The 17,290-nt window shown below is 72.6% G+C and carries 18 protein-coding genes; 9 read left to right on the top strand and 9 right to left on the bottom strand.

Going from position 1 to position 17,290, the window contains the following annotated elements; translation table 11 throughout:
* Positions 1–129 precede the first annotated feature (129 nt).
* Positions 130–816 carry a response regulator transcription factor gene (locus ICC28_RS11170; RefSeq protein ID WP_188288310.1) on the top strand — a complete coding sequence of 229 codons (687 nt, stop codon included), beginning with the start codon at positions 130–132 and terminating at the stop codon, positions 814–816.
* Positions 813–2,246 (top strand): sensor histidine kinase, encoded by a 1,434-nt coding sequence (locus ICC28_RS11165; protein ID WP_188288309.1) that lies wholly within the window; start codon positions 813–815, stop codon positions 2,244–2,246. The genes ICC28_RS11170 and ICC28_RS11165 overlap by 4 nt, the downstream gene beginning before the upstream one ends.
* Before the next feature lie 19 nt (positions 2,247–2,265).
* Here ICC28_RS11165 and ICC28_RS11160 read toward each other — a convergent pair whose 3' ends face one another.
* From ICC28_RS11160 to ICC28_RS11150, 3 genes are all read right to left on the bottom strand, one after another.
* Positions 2,266–3,822 carry an ABC transporter substrate-binding protein gene (locus ICC28_RS11160; protein WP_188288308.1) on the bottom strand — a complete coding sequence of 519 codons (1,557 nt, stop codon included), beginning with the start codon at positions 3,820–3,822 and terminating at the stop codon, positions 2,266–2,268.
* Between the two features lie 209 nt (positions 3,823–4,031).
* Complete coding sequence (locus tag ICC28_RS11155) at positions 4,032–5,333, bottom strand: metallophosphoesterase (protein ID WP_188288307.1); 1,302 nt, start codon at positions 5,331–5,333, stop codon at positions 4,032–4,034.
* A 38-nt stretch (positions 5,334–5,371) separates the two neighbouring features.
* On the bottom strand, positions 5,372–5,614 hold the full coding sequence (locus ICC28_RS11150; RefSeq protein ID WP_188288306.1) for an SCO4848 family membrane protein: 243 nt from the start codon (positions 5,612–5,614) through the stop codon (positions 5,372–5,374).
* A 91-nt stretch (positions 5,615–5,705) separates the two neighbouring features.
* On the opposite strand from ICC28_RS11150, the gene ICC28_RS11145 reads away from it, so the two are divergent.
* Positions 5,706–6,995, top strand: coding sequence for a D-alanyl-D-alanine carboxypeptidase (locus ICC28_RS11145; RefSeq protein WP_317453993.1), 1,290 nt, complete (start codon positions 5,706–5,708; stop codon positions 6,993–6,995).
* Here the strand turns inward: ICC28_RS11145 and ICC28_RS11140 are convergent.
* From ICC28_RS11140 to ICC28_RS11125, 4 genes are read right to left on the bottom strand one after another with little or no spacing between them, the layout of a single operon-like run.
* The gene (locus ICC28_RS11140) at positions 6,949–7,860 is read right to left on the bottom strand and encodes a YihY/virulence factor BrkB family protein (protein WP_188288304.1); all 912 of its coding nucleotides are present in this window, start codon (positions 7,858–7,860) and stop codon (positions 6,949–6,951) included. The genes ICC28_RS11145 and ICC28_RS11140 overlap by 47 nt on opposite strands.
* The gene (locus ICC28_RS11135) at positions 7,848–8,321 is read right to left on the bottom strand and encodes a GtrA family protein (RefSeq protein ID WP_188288303.1); all 474 of its coding nucleotides are present in this window, start codon (positions 8,319–8,321) and stop codon (positions 7,848–7,850) included. Before ICC28_RS11135 ends, ICC28_RS11140 begins: the two co-directional genes overlap by 13 nt.
* The gene (locus ICC28_RS11130; protein ID WP_188288302.1) at positions 8,318–9,304 is read right to left on the bottom strand and encodes a decaprenyl-phosphate phosphoribosyltransferase; all 987 of its coding nucleotides are present in this window, start codon (positions 9,302–9,304) and stop codon (positions 8,318–8,320) included. The genes ICC28_RS11135 and ICC28_RS11130 overlap by 4 nt, the downstream gene beginning before the upstream one ends.
* Positions 9,297–9,983 (bottom strand): phosphatase PAP2 family protein, encoded by a 687-nt coding sequence (locus tag ICC28_RS11125; RefSeq protein ID WP_188288301.1) that lies wholly within the window; start codon positions 9,981–9,983, stop codon positions 9,297–9,299. Before ICC28_RS11125 ends, ICC28_RS11130 begins: the two co-directional genes overlap by 8 nt.
* A gap of 132 nt (positions 9,984–10,115) precedes the next feature.
* Between ICC28_RS11125 and ICC28_RS11120 the strand changes: the two genes are divergently transcribed.
* Positions 10,116–11,471, top strand: coding sequence for an FAD-binding oxidoreductase (locus tag ICC28_RS11120; protein WP_188288300.1), 1,356 nt, complete (start codon positions 10,116–10,118; stop codon positions 11,469–11,471).
* A gap of 102 nt (positions 11,472–11,573) precedes the next feature.
* Positions 11,574–12,329, top strand: a complete 756-nt coding sequence (locus ICC28_RS11115) for a decaprenylphospho-beta-D-erythro-pentofuranosid-2-ulose 2-reductase (protein ID WP_188288299.1) — start codon at positions 11,574–11,576, stop codon at positions 12,327–12,329.
* A 28-nt stretch (positions 12,330–12,357) separates the two neighbouring features.
* Here ICC28_RS11115 and ICC28_RS11110 read toward each other — a convergent pair whose 3' ends face one another.
* The gene (locus ICC28_RS11110; protein ID WP_188288298.1) at positions 12,358–12,936 is read right to left on the bottom strand and encodes a 2'-5' RNA ligase family protein; all 579 of its coding nucleotides are present in this window, start codon (positions 12,934–12,936) and stop codon (positions 12,358–12,360) included.
* Between the two features lie 138 nt (positions 12,937–13,074).
* A complete protein-coding gene (gene trpS, locus ICC28_RS11105) occupies positions 13,075–14,088 on the bottom strand; it encodes a tryptophan--tRNA ligase (protein WP_188288297.1) in 1,014 nt (337 codons plus the stop codon).
* A gap of 142 nt (positions 14,089–14,230) precedes the next feature.
* Here trpS and ICC28_RS11100 point away from each other — a divergent pair, with 142 nt between their 5' ends.
* From ICC28_RS11100 to ICC28_RS11085, 4 genes are all read left to right on the top strand, one after another.
* A complete protein-coding gene (locus tag ICC28_RS11100; protein ID WP_282700832.1) occupies positions 14,231–14,800 on the top strand; it encodes an RNA polymerase sigma factor in 570 nt (189 codons plus the stop codon).
* The gene (locus ICC28_RS11095; protein ID WP_188288295.1) at positions 14,784–15,644 is read left to right on the top strand and encodes a hypothetical protein; all 861 of its coding nucleotides are present in this window, start codon (positions 14,784–14,786) and stop codon (positions 15,642–15,644) included. Before ICC28_RS11100 ends, ICC28_RS11095 begins: the two co-directional genes overlap by 17 nt.
* A gap of 99 nt (positions 15,645–15,743) precedes the next feature.
* Positions 15,744–16,481, top strand: a complete 738-nt coding sequence (locus ICC28_RS11090) for a hypothetical protein (RefSeq protein ID WP_223188649.1) — start codon at positions 15,744–15,746, stop codon at positions 16,479–16,481.
* Between the two features lie 60 nt (positions 16,482–16,541).
* Positions 16,542–17,276: a hypothetical protein gene (locus ICC28_RS11085; RefSeq protein ID WP_188288294.1), complete on the top strand. Its 735-nt coding sequence runs from the start codon at positions 16,542–16,544 to the stop codon at positions 17,274–17,276.
* The last annotated feature ends 14 nt before the right edge of the window (positions 17,277–17,290 follow it).

Here is a 17,290-nt window from a genome sequence, read left to right as displayed (position 1 = left end):
GTCCCCCAGGTCCTGGACAACAGGATCGTGGGCGGGGCTCGGACTGGGACACGCAACCGGCTCGACTCTCAAGCAACTCCAAAGCAGGGAACCGGCCCCGTTGTCGGTGCCCGTGCGGATACTGGGGGCATGACGGCTCCAGGCACCGTGCTGGTCGTGGAGGACGAGGAGAGCATCGCTGACGTCCTCGCCATCGCCCTGCGCTACCACCGGTTCGAGGTGATGACCGCGGGCAGCGTCCGCGAGGCCCTCGCGCTGGCCGGCCGCACGGGCCCCGACGTCGCCCTGCTCGACGTGATGCTCCCGGACGGCGACGGCCGCGCCCTCGGCCGCCAACTGCGCGAGCTGCGGCCCGAACTGGCGCTGGTCTTCCTCACCGCCCGCGACTCGCCCGCCGAGATCGTCGGCGCCCTCGGCTTCGGCGACGACTACATCACCAAACCCTTCGACATCGACGTGGTGATCGCCCGCATCACCGCCGTCCTGCGCCGCACCCGCCCCCTCGACGTCCTCCCGCAGCGCCCGCCGTTGCGCTACGGCGACCTCGAACTGGACGACACGACGTACTCGGTGCACCGCTCGGGCCACGCCGTCGACCTCACCCCCACCGAGTACGCCCTGCTGCGCTTCCTGGTGCGCAACGGCGGCCGGATCGTGCCCAAGGAGGAACTCCTGCGCCACGTCTGGCAGTACGAGCACACTCCCGCCGAGTCGACGGTCGTGGAGACGTACATCAGCTATCTGCGGCGCAAGCTCGACGCCCTGGGACCGCCGGTGATCACCACCCGGCGGGGCGTGGGATACGGGCTGGCATGAGGGTGCCGGGCAGGCGCGGCATCCACTCGCTGCGCGCCAAGCTGACCCTGGCGAACGTGGCGCTGCTCGCCCTCGGCATCGTCATGGCGACGGCGATCAGCCTGATGACCGCGCGGCACTATCTGCTCGACAAGGTCGACTCCGAGCTGCTGCACTCGCGCGCCTCCCTCCATGATGCCGGGTTCAGCCTGCGGCAGATCGAGTCGCTGAGCGAAGTGGGCATCGCCCTGGACCGGTTCGCCGGCGACGGAGCGGACGCGAGCGCGCTGCCGACCCCGGCCGTGGTGTACGTCGCGGTCGACCCGACCGGCCGCCCGGTGGCGCTGGGCCCGCTGGCCCCGACCGCCCGCCAGCGCGCACTGGCCGCCGCGGCAGGGGAACCGTCCGCGATCGTCGCCGCCGACAAGCCGCGCGACGCACGGGTGCGGGGCGAGTCGTACCGCATGACCGGGGCCCGGCTGTCGGACGGCACCATCGTGCTGATCGCCACCTCGACCGAGGCCATGCACCAGGGCATGGGCAAGGCGCTCAAGCTCGACCTCGCCTTCGGCACCCTCCTGCTGGCGCTGCTGGCATGCCTGACCCTGTTCGGTGTGCGCCGCCGGCTGCTGCCGCTGGAGGACATGGTGGAGACCTCGTCGGCGATCGCCGAGGGCGACCTGACCCGCAGAGTGCCCTCGAGCCACCACCCCACCAGGGAGGTGGAGCAACTCCGGCTGGCCCTCAACTCCATGCTGCACCAGGTGGAGTCGGCCTACCGGACGCGCGAGCACAGCGCGTCCCAGCTGCGTCGCTTCGTGGCCGACGCCTCCCACGAACTGCGCACCCCGCTCTCCGCGATACGCGGCTACCTCCAGCTCTACGACAAGGGCATGCTGAACGACCCCGACCAGCGGAAGCGGGCCTGGGAGCGGGTCATGACGGAGGCCGACCGGATGGGCCGCCTGGTCGACGAACTGCTCTGCCTCGCCCGCCTCGACCAGCAGCCCGAGCTCCGGTTCCGCAATGTCGACGTCAGCCGCCTGGTCCGGGACGCCGCCGAGGACCTGCGCGTCCAGCAGCCGGAACGCCCCGTCACGGTCGACGCGGAGGGCACGCTGCTGGTGCACGCCGACGAGTCGGGCCTGCGCCAGGTGCTGGGCAACCTGGTCGCCAACGTCCGCACCCACACCCCCGCCGACACCCCGGTCCGCCTGGGCGTGGAACGCGAGGACGGCGTCGTACGGCTGCGGGTGGAGGACGAGGGGCCGGGGCTGTGCGCGCAGGACGCCGCCCGCGTCTTCGACCGCTTCTTCAGGGCGGGCGGAGGCGCGGGAAGCGGCCTCGGGATGGCGATCGTGCAGGGGGTGGTGCGGGCCCACGGCGGGGAGGTCAGCGTGGACACGGCCCCGGGCCGGGGGCTGAGGGCGACGGTGACGATCCCGGGGTGAGGGTTCCTGCCGGTGCGGGTCAGATCCAGGTGAGGCGCCAGAGGCGGAAGACTCCGGTGCCGTCCGAGAGGTACTGGCCGCCGCCGACGGCCGCGCTGCTCACGACGTACTCCTTGGCCTGCCAGAGCGGGATCACCGGGACGTCGCGGGCGACCGCCAGCTGGACCTCTCGGAAGTCGTCGATCGCCCGGCTGCGGTCGGCGTGCTGCTGGCTGGCCTGGATGAGCCGGTCCACGGCCGTGCTGCTGTATCCGGTGTTCATGGTGCCGTCGGTGCCGACGAGCGGGGAGCCGTAGGTGTCGGGGTCGGGGAAGTCGGCGACCCAGCCGACGCCGTACGCGTCGAGCTTGCCGTTCGCCCACCGCTTCTGGAAGTCGGTCCACTCGTAGCCCTTGACCGTCACCTCGAACAGGCCGCCCGCCTCCAGCTGCTTCTTGAGCTCGGCGGCCTCCTGCTCGGCGGCGCCGCGGCCCGTGGCGTAGCCGTAGGTGAAGCGGACCGGGAGGCTCACTCCGGCCTCGGTGAGCAGCTCACGCGCCTTCCGGGTGTTCTGCTCGGGGTAGGTGTCGAAGAAGGACGTCGTGTGGCCGATGATGCCGGTCGGGATCAGCGAGTACAGCGGGTCGACGGTGCCCTGGTAGACGTCGGCGGCGAGCTTCTCGCGGTTGATCATCCAGGCCATGGCCTGCCGGACCCGGGTGTCGTGCAGCGGGGAGCCCGCGCGGGTGTTGAGGTAGAGGTTGCGGACCTCGGAGCTGTCGGCCTCGGAGACCCGCTGGTCGGCGTCGCTGGGGGTGAGGTCGGCGAGCACCTCGGGCGGCAGCTGCCGGGTGGCGACGTCGATCCGCCGGTCCTTCCAGGCGCTGTTCAGCCTGGCCGCGTCCTTGAAGTAGCGCAGTTCGACCGGGCGTCCGGTCTCGCTCACGGCACCCTTGTACCTGCTGTTCGGCGTCATCACCGCCCGGTCGCCCTCGGAGTACGACGACAGCTCGTACGGGCCGGTGCCGTCGACGCCGCTGCCGGTGCGCAGTTCGTTCGCGGGGTACTTGGTGCTGTCGACGATCGCACCGGCCCCGGTGGCCACCTTCAGCGGGAAGGTGGCGTCCGCCGAGGAGAGCTTGAAGGTGACGGTCCGGCCGCTCGCGCTCACCTTGTCGAGGGTGTCGAAGAGGGAGGCGGGACCGACCTCCGAATTGATCTTCTTGACCCGGTCGAAGGAGAACTTGACGTCCTCGGCGGTCATCTCCCGCCCGCTCGGGAAGGTGAGCCCCTCGCGCAGCTCACAGCGGTACGTGGTCAGTCCGCCGCCGACGAACTTGCAGCGCTCGGCCGCGTCGGGGACGGGCGTGGCGCCGCCCGGCTCGAAGGTCAGCAGCGACTGGAAGACGTTGCTGAACAACGCCCAGGAGCCGGCGTCGTAGGCGCCGGCCGGGTCGAGCGACGTGACCGCGTCCGTCGTGCCGACCGTGATGGTTCCGCCGTCCTCGCCGTCGGACGGCAGCAGCTGCCACCCGCCCACTCCCACGGCCGCCAGAACCACCAGCGTCGCCAGAATCCGCATGCGAACCGAACGCATGGTGCGTGCCCTCCCCAAGCCCACTACGGGCCAACCTGTGCATATGCCACTCCCCTAAGCGGCGCCGACACCTAATCACACGTGTTTCACCTGGGGGAAGAGGGTTTGGCCGAGATGAGAAAGAACTTACCGAAGACTGTTATCGGCAAGTTATACAGAACGCACGGCGGGGGGCGGCGCGGAGGGGAGGCGGGGGCGCACTCGCGGGGTCAGGCCTGCCGGGAGGCCAGTTCGATCACCGTGATGTCCGACGGGGCCCCGACCCGCGTGGGCGGGCCCCAGGCGCCCGCGCCGCGGGTGACGTAGAGCTGGGTGTCGCCGTAGTGGTCGAGGCCCGCCACGGTCGGGTTGGCCGCTGCCGCGAGGAAGTTGCCGGGCCAGAGCTGGCCGCCGTGGGTGTGGCCGGAGAGCTGGAGGTCGACGCCGTGCTCGACGGCGTCGTGGATCTGGACGGGCTGGTGGGCGAGGAGCACGCACGCGCGTGCCGGGTCCCGGTCGCCGAGCGCCTTGGCGAAGTCGGGGCCCTGGCCCTCGCTCTCGCCGGCCACGTCGTTGACTCCGGCCAGGTCGAACCAGGGCAGTTCGGTACGGGCGTTCTCCAGCGGCCGCATGCCGAGCCTGCGGACCTCCTGGACCCACTGCTCGGCGCCGGAGAAGTACTCGTGGTTGCCGGTGACGAAGAACGTGCCGTGGCGCGCCTTGAGCCCGGCGAGGGGTGCCGCGGCCGGGCCGAGGTCCTTCACGCTGCCGTCGACGAGGTCGCCGACGACCGCGATGAGATCGGGCTGGGTGGCGTTGATGGTGTCGACGACCCTGCGGGCGAAGCCCCGGCCGAGGACCGGGCCCAGATGGATGTCGCTGACCACCGCGATGCGGTAACCGTGCGCCGCGCGCGGGAGCTTGGCCAGCGGCACGGTGACCCGCTTCACGCCCGGCCCGTTCAGCACCCCGTAGGTACCGGCCCCTACGGTCCCCAGCGCGGCGACGGCCGCGGCACCGCCGACGACCCGGGAGACGAACAGCCGCCGGGAGGGCATGGCGACCGAGGGCGTCCGCTCGGGCTCCCCGGGCTCCCCGGGCTCCTCGGCAGGCACGGGGGCCGCCTGCTCCCGCGCTCCCGGCTCGTCGGCGGGCGCCCCCGCCGGCACGGGCGCGGGCTGCGGTACGGCGGCCGGGACGGCCTGCGCCTTCGACCGCGCCCGGCGTTCGAGGAAGCGCCGCAGCAGCGGTCGTACGGCCTCGCCCGCGACCAGCGCCACCAGCAGGTAGACCGAGAGCGCGAGCCACAGGAAGCCGGGCCAGGCCAGGGTCTGCTGGAGCCAGAAGGGCGCGCCGGTGCGCTCGGCCACGAGGGCGCCGACGGCCAGCGCCCAGCCGCCCGCGACGACGGCCACGCCCGTGCGGCGCACCCAGCCGGGGCCGGCGGTCGTGTCGCGGAACAGGCGCCGCCACAGGTACCAGTTGGCGGCCACCAGGACGCCGAGGGCGAGCAGTACGAAGACGAAGACCACGACAGTCGTATCCCTTGTTATGGCGTCCGGCGCAATGACTATGACGTCCGGCGCAATGCGCGCACCCCGCGCAACCCGATGGCCCCGACGACCGTCCCCAATACGAAGGAAACGACGGCGAGCAGCAGGTGCACCCAGAAGTACGCGGTCGGGTCGCCCGCGTCGTCGAACGCGAGACCGCTGCCGTCCTTGACGAGGTTCTTGACGAAAGTGATCCAGATGATCCAGCTCCACACCCCGAAAGCGAGCAGGAACCAGGAGACGGGGCGGCTGAGCTTCATACCTTCAGTATCACCGCCCCCTGTCCGGTTCCGTGTGCGGGGTGGGGGTCGGCGCGGGACTGCACAGGCGGCGCCCTGTACTTTCTCGTCCGTGTCCGCACCCCAGAAGACCACCGGGCGATCCCTGCTGGTCGTTTCCGCCGTCCTGTCGTCCCTGGCGCTGAGCGCGCCCGTCGCCCAGGCCGCGCCGAGCCCGTCGCCGAGCGCCTCGGCCACTCCCCCGGCAAACATGTCGACCGTGGGCGGCGAGCGGCTCGGGCAGCCCGGTACGCAGGTCGAGCTGGCGCCCGGGGTGCCGGTGCTGCCCAAGGGGCTGTCCGCGCGGTCCTGGATCGTCGCCGACGCCGAGTCCGGCGAGGTGCTCGCGGCGCACAACGCGCACTGGCGGCTGGCCCCCGCGAGCACGCTGAAGATGCTGTTCGCGGACACCCTGCTGCCGCAGTTCCCCTCCGCCACGGAGCACAAGGTCGTCCCCTCCGACCTCGCGGGCGTCGGCTCCGGCTCCAGCCTGGTCGGCATAAAGGAGAACGAGACGTACACCGTCCACGACCTGTGGCTCGGTGTCTTCCTGCGCTCCGGCAACGACGCCGTGCACGTGCTGTCCGCGATGAACGGCGGTGTGAAGAACACCGTCAAGGAGATGAACGCGCACGCCGAGGAGCTCCAGGCCCTCGACACCCACGCGGTCTCCCCCGACGGCTACGACGCCCCCAACCAGGTCTCCTCCGCGTACGACCTGACCCTGATCGCCCGCTCCGGGCTGCAGAAGAAGGACTTCCGCGAGTACTGCTCGACCGTCACCGCGAAGTTCCCCGGCGAGACGAAGAAGAACAAGAAGGGCAAGAAGGTCCGCGGGACCTTCGAGATCCAGAACACCAACCGGCTGCTGAGCGGCGACACCGACGTGCCCGTCTACCAGGGCATCGCGGGCGTCAAGAACGGCAACACCACCAACGCGGGCGCCACCTTCACCGGGGTCGCCGAGCGCGACGGGCGCGTGCTGCTCGTCACCGTGATGAAGCCGGAGAAGGAGGAGCACAACCGGGTCTACAAGGAGACCGCGAAGCTCTTCGACTGGGGCTTCAAGGCGGCCGGCAAGGTGCAGCCGGTGGGCGAGCTGGTGCCGCCGCGGAGCGCGGCCCAGGCGAGTTCCCAGCCCAGTGCCCAGCCGGGGGCCAACGCCTCCGGCGAGGCGGGCGGCGGCAGCGGTGCGGGCGAGGCGTCCGCACAGCCCGCGGTGGGCGCCGCGGCCAAGGCCGGGTCCAGCGGCATCGGGACCGCGCTCGCGATCACCGGAGCGCTGCTGGTGCTGCTCGCGGGCGGCGCGTTCCTGATCAACCGCCGGTGGCCGCTGCCGGATCTGGTACGTCGTCGTCGGTGACCCCTTCGACCTCTTCGGCCTTGCTGCCGGTCGCCGTCCAGGCCGCGCAGAACACCACCAGTTTCGCGGTGAGGTTGATCCACAGCAGCAGGGCGACCGGCACGCCGAAGGCGCCGTACATGCTCTTCCCGGCGACGCCCTGGATGTAGCCGCTCAGCAGCAGCTTCAGCAGTTCGAAGCCGATCGCGCCGATCAGCGCGGCCACCATCAGCCGGCGGCGCGGCGGTTCGACGCCGGGCAGCAGGGTGAGCACGTACAGCAGGACCAGGAAGTCGGCGAGGACGGCGACGGAGAAGGCGACGGTCCGCAGCAGGACCCCGCCCCAGCCGCCCTCCTCGATGCCGATCGCGCGGGTGATCCAGCCGACCGCCGCCGAGGCGACGCCGGAGGCGGCGAGCGTCACGAGCACGGCCCCGCCGAGCCCGACCAGGACCCCCGCGTCCTTGGCCTTGCGCAGGACGGGGTTCTCCTGGTCGTCGTCGAGCTCCCACACGGCGCGCAGGCACTCGCGCATGGAACCGACCCAGCCGATGCCGGTGACCAGCAGCAGGGCGCCGGCGATGAGACCGACGGTGCCGGCGTTCTGCACCAGTCCGTCGATGTTCAGCTGGTCGGAGATGCCGGGCACCTGGTCGGCGATCTTCTGCTCCAGCTCGTCCTGCTGGTCCTGGCTGAGCGTCGCGGCCGCGATCGCGGCGGCCACGGCCAGCATCGGGAACAGCGCGACGAAACTGGTGAACGTCATCGCCGCGGCCAGCTGGGTCCACTTCACCCGGTCCATGCGCTCGTACGACCGCCACGCGTGCGTGGTCATCAACCGGGCGGCCCACGGCCCGACGACAGGGAGTTTTTTCAGCCAGTCCATGATCCGACTCTCCCCTCGCCGCCGAACACCCATGTCCGGGTTCCCCAGAACCGCAGGACAGTCGCCAGTGCCATACCCACTCCGGCGCCCGAGACGGTGTCCGCGCGCTGGGAGGTGAAGCCGAGGCCGTAGTGGCTGACGGCGAGACACAGCAGTTGTACGAGGGCGCCGGCGACGTTCACCGCGAAGAAGACGGCGTACGCCCTGAGACCTCTCACGCGCGTGTGCCGGTAGGTGCCCAGCGCGTTGCCCGCGTACGCCACCGAGCAGCCGGCGACGAAGGAGAGCGCCTTGGCGGTGAGCGGGTCGAGGCCGGCCGGGCCGCGCAGGCAGGTGAACAGGGCGAGGTCGACGGCGTAGGCGAGGAGGCCGACGCCCGCGAAGCCGAGCAGTTCACGGCGGTCGGCGGCCCACGCGCGCGTGGGTGTCGTGCGGTGGGTCGTCCACGCGCGCGTGCTCACCAATTGGCCACCGCCAGGCCGTACATGGCGAGCCAGACCACGCCGATCAGGGCGAGGGCGCGGTCGCGCAGGACGACCTCCTCGGGTTCGCCGGCCGTGCCGCGGTCGGCGAAGACGGCGTACCGGAGGATGGCGAGGATGAAGGCGACCACGGACAGCTGCCGCCAGGGCAGCACGCTGGTGTGCGGGACACCGCCCTCCTCCAGGGCCCACAGGCAGTAGCCGAGGACGGCGACACCGGCCGCCAACTGCCAGACGAAGCGCAGGTAGCCGGTGGTGTACTCGGTGAGCAACGCGCGCGTGGCGCCCGCCCCGCCGGCCATCTGGACGGCCTCCGAGTAGCGCTTGGCCGACACCATGAACAGCGCGCCGAAGCCGGTCGTGATCAGGAACCAGCGCGACAGCGGGATGCCGAGGGCGAGTCCGCCGACCATGGCCCGCATCAGGAAGCCGGTCGTGACGACGACGAGGTCGACGACCAGGACGTGCTTGAGGCTGACGCAGTAGGCCAGTTGCATGGCGAGGTAGGCGACGAGCACGGCCGCGACCTGGGGCGAGCTCAGCCAGGCCGCGGCGGCCGGCGCGAGCACGGCGAGGGCGCCGCCGACGGCGTGCGCGACCGGCACGGGGACCTGGCCGGCGGCGACCGGTCGGTGCCGCTTGGTGGGGTGCGCGCGGTCGGCCTCGGCGTCCCGCGCGTCGTTGATCAGGTAGACGGCGGCGGCGCAGGCGGTGAAGAGCGCGAAGACCAGGGCGAGTTGGGTGAGCGCGCGGACCGAGAAGAGCTCTCCGGCGGCGGCGGGCGCGGCGACGACGAGGACGTTCTTGACCCACTGCTTGGGGCGGGCAGTTCTGAGGAGGCCGCCCAGGAGGCCGGTGCTGCGGTGGGGCGGGGTGCCGGTGCTGCGTGGGGGCGTGCGCTGCTCCGGGGGCGCGGTGTCCCTGGTGCGCGCGGCGCTCGTGAGAGGCGCTGTCTCAGTCATGCGCTCCCCCTGTCATCCAGCGCGCTCCGATGCGCGCCGTGAGCGCCCCGAGGGCCGCGCCCGCTGCCACGTCCGAGGGGTAGTGGACGCCGACGACCAGGCGCGAGAGGCACATGGCGGCGGCGAGGGGCGGGGCGACGCGGGCGGCGATTGCGGTGGCGGTGGCGGCTGTTGTTGCTGTGGCGGTGGCGGCTGCTGTCGTGGTGGCGGTGGCGGCTGCTGTTGTGGTGATGCGCGCCGTGTGCGCCGCGCGCGTATCAAGTACGCCGGGCGCTCTCCGTGCCGCACGCGCCCCCAGTGTGCCGAAGGCGACGGCGGCGGCCACGGCGGAGGTGGCGTGCGAACTCGGGAAGGAGTGCGCGCCCGCCGTGCGCACCAGGGGTTCGACGTGCGCGGGGCGCGGGCGGCGCACCACCCTTTTCACTCCCATGCTGACGACGTGCGCGCCTGCGGTGAGCGCCGTCGCGCGCAACCAGGCGCCGCGCCGCGCGCCGTCCACGGCGGCCCCCGCCAGGCCCGCCGCGAGCCACAGGGCACCGTGCTCCCCGGCCCAGGACAGGGCGCGCGCGGCAGCGGCGACGCGCGGGTCCGCGCCGTGGGCGCGGAGCGCGGAGAGGAGGCGGTGGTCCATGTCGTCGAGGTCGTCGTGGTGGCGGTCCGTGTGGTCCAGGTGGTCCATGGGGACTCACTGTTCACGTCAACACCGCCAGAACTCCGGCAATATTGAGCGACATCCCATTAATCACCCATTTCGGGGAGAGATGGATGTTTCACAACTAGTCACCCATTCATGGGCGATACGGTCGCCGACATGTCTGCCGACACCGTTTCCGTCTCGGGATGGGGCCGCACGGCCCCCACCACAGCCCGTCTGATCCGTCCACGCAGCTACGAGGAGGCCGCGGCCGCGGTCCGGGAGTGCGGGGCCCGCGGCGGCATCCCGAGAGGCCTGGGGCGGGCGTACGGGGACGCCGCGCAGAACGCCGGCGGGGCCGTGTTCGACATGACGGGTCTCGACCGGATCCACGCCATCGACGCCGACGAGGGCACCGTGCGGTGCGACGCGGGCGTCTCCCTGCACCGCCTGATGCAGGTGCTGCTGCCGCTCGGCTGGTTCGTGCCGGTGACGCCGGGAACCCGTCAGGTGACGGTCGGCGGGGCGATCGGCGCGGACATCCACGGCAAGAACCACCACGTCTCGGGCTCCTTCTCACGGCACGTGGTGTCCCTGGAACTGCTCACGGCGGACGGCGGGATCCACACCGTCCCGCGCGGCACCCCGCTGTTCGACGCGACCGCAGGCGGCATGGGCCTGACGGGGGTGATCCTGGCGGCCACGATCCGGCTGCTGCCCGTGGAGACCTCCCTGATGACGGTCGACACCGAGCGCGCGACCGACCTCGACGACCTCATGGCCCGGCTGACCGCCACCGACCACCGCTACCGCTACTCGGTGGCCTGGATCGACCTGCTGGCGCGCGGCGCGGCAACCGGCCGCGCGGTCCTCACCCGCGGCGACCACGCCCCCCTGGAGGCGCTGCGCGAGGGCACCCGCGCGCGGAGGGACCCGCTCGCCTTCCGTCCCGCCCAGCTGCCGGCCGCGCCCGCCCTGTTCCCCGAGGGTCTGCTCAGCCGGCGGACGGTGGGCCTGTTCAACGAGTTCTGGTACCGCAGGGCCCCCCGCGCGCGTACCGGCGAACTCCAGAAGCTCTCCGCCTTCTTCCACCCCCTGGACGGCGTCCCCCACTGGAACCGGGTCTACGGCCGCGGCGGCTTCGTGCAGTACCAGTTCGTCGTCGGCTACGGCCACGAGGACGCCCTGCGCGACATCGTCCGGCGCATCTCCGAGCACCGCTGCCCGTCCTTCCTCGCCGTCCTCAAACGCTTCGGGGAGGCCGACCCGGGCTGGCTGTCCTTCCCCGCCCCCGGCTGGACGCTGGCCCTGGACATCCCGGCGCACCTGCCCGGCCTCGGCCCCCTCCTCGACCGGCTCGACGAGACGGTGGCCGCGGCCGGCGGCCGGGTCTACCTCGCCAAGGACTCCCGGCTGCGCCCCGAACTGCTCGCCTCGATGTATCCGCGTCTGGCCGACTTCCGCGCCCTGCGCGCCGAGACGGACCCGCGCGGGGTGTTCACCTCCGACCTGGCCCGCCGCCTCGGCCTCTAGGACCTGTCGTCAAATCCCCGCCTGTCGGCATCGCCAAGCAACCGCTGCTTTCCTCGGACCTGATCCCGCCGGACAGGCCCTGGTCCCGTCTTAGGAGCTGTCGTGAAGGACGCCTTCGGAATGCCCCAGTCCCTGCTCGTCCTCGGCGGCACGTCCGAGATCGCGCTGGCCACCGCCCGCCGTCTGATCGCCCGCCGTACCCGCACGGTGTGGCTGGCGGGCCGCCCCTCCCCCGCCCTGGACCGGTCCGCGGCCGACCTGCGCGCGCTGGGCGCCGAGGTGCACACCGTCGCGTTCGACGCCCTCGACCCCGAGTCCCACGAGACGGTCCTCGGGAAGGTCTTCGCCGAGGGCGACATCGACCTGGTCCTGCTCGCCTTCGGCATCCTCGGCGACCAGGCCCACGACGAGCGCGACCCGGTGGCCGCGGTGCGCGTCGCCCAGACCAACTACACCGGCGCGATCTCGGCCGGTCTGGTGACCGCCCGCGCGCTGCAGGACCAGGGCCACGGCTCCCTGGTCGTGCTCTCCTCCGTCGCCGGCGAGCGCGCCCGCCGCGCCAACTTCATCTACGGCTCCAGCAAGGCGGGCCTGGACGCCTTCGCCCAGGGCCTGGGCGACGCCCTGTACGGCACGGGCGTCCACGTCATGGTCGTACGCCCCGGCTTCGTGCGGTCGAGGATGACGGCGGGCCTGGAGGAGGCGCCCCTGGCGACGACGCCGGAGGCGGTCGCGACGGCGATCGAACTGGGGCTGAGGCGCCGCTCGGAGACGGTGTGGGTGCCCGGCGCGCTCCGGCTGGTGATGTCGGCGCTGCGGCATGTGCCGCGGGGGCTGTTCCGGCGCCTGCCGGTCTGAGCCGACCGCGGGCGGCCCGAGGGGCGGGTCAGCCCGCGGGAATCGAACCGCGCTCCGCGTGGCTCGCCTGCGGCGGCACCACGGCCCCGCCGAAGACGAACTCCCGGAGCTTGCGCCACACCCCGTCCGCGCCCTGCTCGTAGAGCGCGAACCCGGTGCACGGCCACTCGGCCTCGTAGTCGGCGAGTTCCTCGAAGGCGCGGTCCATCGCCGCCTCGTCGATGCCGTGCGCCACGGTCACGTGCGGGTGGTACGGGAACTGCAGCTCGCGCGCGACGGGCCCGGACGCGTCGCGGACCTGCTTCTGCAGCCAGCCGCAGGCCTGCGCCCCCTCGACGACCTGGACGAACACCACCGGCGACAGCGGCCGGAAGGTCCCGGTCCCGGACAGCCGCATCGGAAAGGGCCGCCCGGCCGCCGCGACCTCGACCAGGTGCGCCTCGATCGCGGGCAGCAGCGCGGCATCGACCTCGGTCGGCGGCAGCAGGGTGACGTGCGTGGGGATGCCGTGAGCCGCGGCGTCGCCGAAGCCCGCGCGCCGCTCCTGGAGCAGGCTGCCGTGAGGCTCCGGGACCGCGATCGACACGCCGATCGTTACGGTCCCCACGTCGTCTCCTGTCGTCCTGTTGGCTTCGGTGCCGGCCGTTCGGCTATCGACTGTACGGCCACGGCTGTGCTGTGGGCAGGCGCAACCGTAGTGATGTGCAGCGCTCTGTCCCTCGGGGTGCGTGTGCGGTGGTGCGCCTCAGTGCTTGGCGGGCAGGAAGCCGACCCGGTCGTAGGCCTGCGACAGCGTCTCCGCGGCGACGGCGCGCGCCTTCTCCGCGCCCTTGGCCAGGATCGAGTCGAGTGTCTCCGGGTCGTCCAGGTACTGCTGGGTCCGCTCCCGGAAGGGCGTCACGAACTCGACCATGACCTCGGCGAGATCCGTCTTGAGCGCACCGTAGCCCTTGCCCTCGTACTTCTGCTCCAGTTCCGCGATTCCCGCCCCGGTGAGGGTCGAGTAGATCGAGAGCAGGTTGCTGACGCCCGGCTTGTTCTCGATGTCGAAGCGGATGACGGTCTCGGTGTCGGTGACGGCGCTCTTGACCTTCTTGGCGGTCGCCTTGGGCTCGTCGAGGAGGTTGATCAGGCCCTTCGGCGTGGACGCCGACTTGCTCATCTTGATCGTCGGGTCCTGAAGGTCGTAGATCTTCGCCGTCTCCTTGAGGATGTACGGCTTGGGGACCGTGAAGGTCGCGCCGAAGCGGCCGTTGAAGCGCTCGGCGAGGTCGCGGGTCAGCTCGATGTGCTGGCGCTGGTCCTCGCCGACCGGGACCTCGTTGGCCTGGTAGAGCAGGATGTCGGCGACCTGGAGGATCGGGTACGTGAACAGGCCGACGCTCGCGCGGTCGGCGCCCTGCTTGGCGGACTTGTCCTTGAACTGGGTCATGCGGGACGCCTCGCCGAAGCCGGTGAGACAGTTCATGACCCAGGCCAGCTGGGCGTGCTCGGGGACGTGGCTCTGGACGAACAGCGTGCAGCGCTCGGGGTCGAGACCGGCGGCCAGCAGCTGGGCGGCGGCCAGGCGGGTGTTGGCGCGCAGGTCGGCCGGGTCCTGCGGGACCGTGATCGCGTGCAGGTCGACGACCATGTAGAACGCGTCGTGGGTCTCCTGCAGGGCCACCCACTGACGGACGGCGCCGAGGTAGTTGCCGAGGTGGAACGAGCCTGCGGTGGGCTGGATTCCGGAAAGCACGCGGGGTCGATCAGAGGCCATGCTCATCATTCTCTCAGGTCCAAGGGCCCGATCCGGAACCGATGGCGAACTGGTCGGCAACAGGTGGGAACCGATCCGCCTCCTGCGGTGTAACAAGAGTGTGAGGACGCGGGAGGGGGGCCGCATCGTCGATGAGGCCGCGGTGATCGCACGCGTACGCGCTGGGGAGCCGGAGGCGTACGCGGAGCTGGTGCGCGCCCATCAGGGCATCGCGCTGCGGGCGGCCACCGCGCTCGGGGCGGGTGCGGACGCGGAGGACGTGGTGCAGCAGGCATTCGTCAAGGCGTACTGCGCGCTGGGCCGTTTCAAGGACGGTTCGGCGTTCCGGCCGTGGCTGCTGTCGATCGTCACCAATGAGACGAGGAACACAGTGCGGACGGCGGCGCGGCAGCGCACGCTCGCCGGTCGGGAGGCGGCGCTGGTGGAGGCGGAGCCGCTGATACCGGAGTCGGCGGACCCGGCGGTGGCGACGCTGCACACCGAGCGGCGTACGGCGCTGCTGGCCGCCCTGGAGCAGCTGAGCGAGGAGCACCGCCTGGTCGTCACCTACCGCTATCTGCTGGAGATGGACGAGCCGGAGACGGCCCAGGCGCTGGGCTGGCCCCGGGGGACGGTGAAGTCCCGGCTGAATCGCGCGCTGCGCAAGCTGGGCAGGCTGCTGCCGGACTTCGAGCCCGGGGAAGGGGGTGACGAGCATGGGCGACGGGCGTGAGGAGGGCTCCGGGCTGCCGGAGGAGCTGCGGGCGCTGGGGCGTTCCCTGGACCGGCCCGGTGCGGACGGCGCCGAGACGATGGTCGAGCGGGTGCTGGGGCAGATACTCGCGGAGCAGGTGCCGGTGCCGGTGGCCGAGCCGTCGGGGGCCGCGGCCCGGCTGCGGTCGGCGCGGCGCTGGACGCGGGCGCGCTGGCGCTCCCTGACCGCGGCGCTGTGCGGTCTGCTCACGGTGCTCGTGCTCACGCCCCCGGTGCGGGCGGCGGTCTTCGACTGGTTCGGCTTCGGCGGCGTCGAGGTGCGCTACGACCCGTCGGCCCGGCCCACCGCGAGCGCCGAGGTACCCGGCTGCCACGGCTCGCTGTCGCTGGCGCAGGCCGAGCGCCGGGCCGGGTTCGCGCCGGCCGTCCCGGACGCGCTGGGCGCTCCGGACGCGGTGACGGTGACCGGCGAGCCGCAGGGGCGCTACCGGGTGAGCCTGTGCTGGGACGAGGGCGGGCGGACGGTCCGGCTGGACGAGTTCCGGGCGAGCCTGGACGTCGGCTTCGCCAAGACGGTGACCGAGCACCCGGTCTGGATCGATCTGAGCGCCGACGGCAGGGCGGACGTCGGCGGGCCGGACACCGCCCTGTGGTTCGCCCGTCCCCATCTGCTGAGTTTCTGGCTGGTGGACGCCGACGGGGCCCACTACACCCGCGAGGAGCGGACGGCAGGTCCGACGCTGCTGTGGACGCACGACCGCGGCGCCGCGGCGGACGCGGCGGTGACGCTGCGGCTGGAGGGGGTGGCGTCCAAGGCGCGGGCGGTGGAGATCGCCCGGTCGCTGGAGAAGTCCTCCGAATAGTCGGTCCGGGGTGGGAACCCCGGCGGGCCGGGCGGTGTACCAGAAGTGACACGCGGCTCGCGGGCGGGCCGCACGGCGATCGGCTGGCAGGGGGTTCGGATGCGCAGGCAAGTGAGGGGCAAGGGCGGTCGGCTGACGGCATGGGCAGGGGCGTTGGCGCTGACGCTCGCACTGCTCGGGTGGGGTGCTGCGCCCGCCTCGGCCGGAGGGCCGACCAGTGCGTTCATCACCTCGCCGACCAGTGGGGAGGCGGCCGGGCTCTACTACTCGGACCAGCGGTACAACGAGCTGGAGTCTCTGCTCCAGGCGGGCACGCTCGGCAAGCCGCCCAAGGACGCGACGGCCGTCCGGCAGATCCATGTCACCTGGCTCATACATGACACCGACCCCTGGCGGGTCGACTGGATCTACCCCGTCGCCGAGGGCACGGACGTCTGGGTGCAGCGGACGGTGAACATCACCGAGTCGACGGGCAACAGCTGGCATCTGGCCCCGGACCCCGGCCGGCTCCGCGCGCTGCTGAGCGACCTGGGCGTGATGGGTGAGATCGCCCCCGAGGACGGCGGGGCTCCCTTCTCGCTCCGCGAGGTGTACACGTCCGGCGCCGGGACCGCGGTGACGGCGGGCTCGCCCGAGCCGGTTGCGGAAGAGACGGTGACGGCCGTCTCCGGGACCTCGGCAGCGGGGGCGGGCGACGGCACGGACTGGTGGTGGGCGCTGCCGGGTGCCGCGGCGGGCGCGACGCTCGCCCTGGTGCTGCGACCGTTCGCGGTGCGGCTGCCGTGGAGCGGTGCGCGGGGTGAGCCGGGTCCCCGGCAGGAGCTGCGGGACGTGTGAGTGCGGGAGCGGGGACGGGATCGGCCGGGAGGGGGTCACATGGCATCGGGGAGGGTTCGCATGGCCGGGCGCGGGCGGCGGGCGAGCACGCGGGGCGCGCTGATCGGGGCGGCGGCGGGGGTGGCGTGGGCGGCGGCGCTGTGGAGCGGATCGCCGGCGGTCGCGGCCGTGACGGGAGAGCTGTCGGGCTCTCCCGGGCCGACGGCGAAGGGTCCCGATCTGGCCATGGTGGTCACGGGCGGGGGTACGGGGCGGCCGACCGCGGTGCACTCGGGCGAGCCGCACTTCGCCCGGCTCTGGCAACTGCTGGAGCCGACGTACACGGCGACGGAGCGGGTGCCCCGCGAGTGGGTCGAGGGCCGGCATCCGCCGGTGCGGCTCACCGTGGTGTGGGGGCTGACGGGGGTCGGGGGATGGCCGATGACCGACCGGCCGCCGGGCGGGGACGTGGCCGTCGAGCGGCAGGACCAGCTGTTCGTCGCCGAGGACGGCACACCGTGGGTGCGGTCGGACCCGGCGCCGGAGGTGGAGGACGACGACATCCGCTGGCACCGGGCGCCACGCTCCGTCTTCGAGCGGCTGGACCGGGCGGGGGCGCTCGGCGGTGCGGGCGCTGCCGCCTCCGCCGGGGACGCCTCGGGCCCGGCGGGGGGCGAGGTCTGGTGGGCGATACCGGGGCTGGCCGTGGGCTTCGCGGCCGGAGTGGGCGGCACGCTGGCGATACGCCGCGCGGCGGCCCGGCCGGGAGCCGGACCGCCGCGTCGGGAGCCGCGACAGCAGCTCATCGATCTGTGAGCGTCACCGTTCTT

Source organism: Streptomyces sp. TRM68416 (genome assembly GCF_014596915.1).
GTDB lineage: Bacteria > Actinomycetota > Actinomycetes > Streptomycetales > Streptomycetaceae > Streptomyces.
The sequence above is the reverse complement of the archived record's forward strand: the minus strand, read 5'-3'. Positions and strand labels throughout refer to the sequence as shown.

Bases quoted from the DNA above. Each gene is read 5' to 3' on its own strand.
- ICC28_RS11165 (WP_188288309.1), top strand. From the start codon at position 813: ATGAGGGTGCCGGGCAGGCGCGGCATCCACTCGCTGCGCGCCAAGCTG.
- ICC28_RS11125 (WP_188288301.1), bottom strand. From the start codon at position 9,983: ATGGACCACCTGGACCACACGGACCGCCACCACGACGACCTCGACGAC.
- trpS (WP_188288297.1), bottom strand. From the start codon at position 14,088: ATGGCCTCTGATCGACCCCGCGTGCTTTCCGGAATCCAGCCCACCGCA.
- ICC28_RS11170 (WP_188288310.1), top strand. From the start codon at position 130: ATGACGGCTCCAGGCACCGTGCTGGTCGTGGAGGACGAGGAGAGCATC.
- ICC28_RS11120 (WP_188288300.1), top strand. From the start codon at position 10,116: ATGTCTGCCGACACCGTTTCCGTCTCGGGATGGGGCCGCACGGCCCCC.
- ICC28_RS11160 (WP_188288308.1), bottom strand. From the start codon at position 3,822: ATGCGTTCGGTTCGCATGCGGATTCTGGCGACGCTGGTGGTTCTGGCG.
- ICC28_RS11090 (WP_223188649.1), top strand. From the start codon at position 15,744: ATGCGCAGGCAAGTGAGGGGCAAGGGCGGTCGGCTGACGGCATGGGCA.
- ICC28_RS11140 (WP_188288304.1), bottom strand. From the start codon at position 7,860: ATGGACTGGCTGAAAAAACTCCCTGTCGTCGGGCCGTGGGCCGCCCGG.
- ICC28_RS11130 (WP_188288302.1), bottom strand. From the start codon at position 9,304: ATGACTGAGACAGCGCCTCTCACGAGCGCCGCGCGCACCAGGGACACC.
- ICC28_RS11085 (WP_188288294.1), top strand. From the start codon at position 16,542: ATGGCCGGGCGCGGGCGGCGGGCGAGCACGCGGGGCGCGCTGATCGGG.
- ICC28_RS11095 (WP_188288295.1), top strand. From the start codon at position 14,784: ATGGGCGACGGGCGTGAGGAGGGCTCCGGGCTGCCGGAGGAGCTGCGG.
- ICC28_RS11150 (WP_188288306.1), bottom strand. From the start codon at position 5,614: ATGAAGCTCAGCCGCCCCGTCTCCTGGTTCCTGCTCGCTTTCGGGGTG.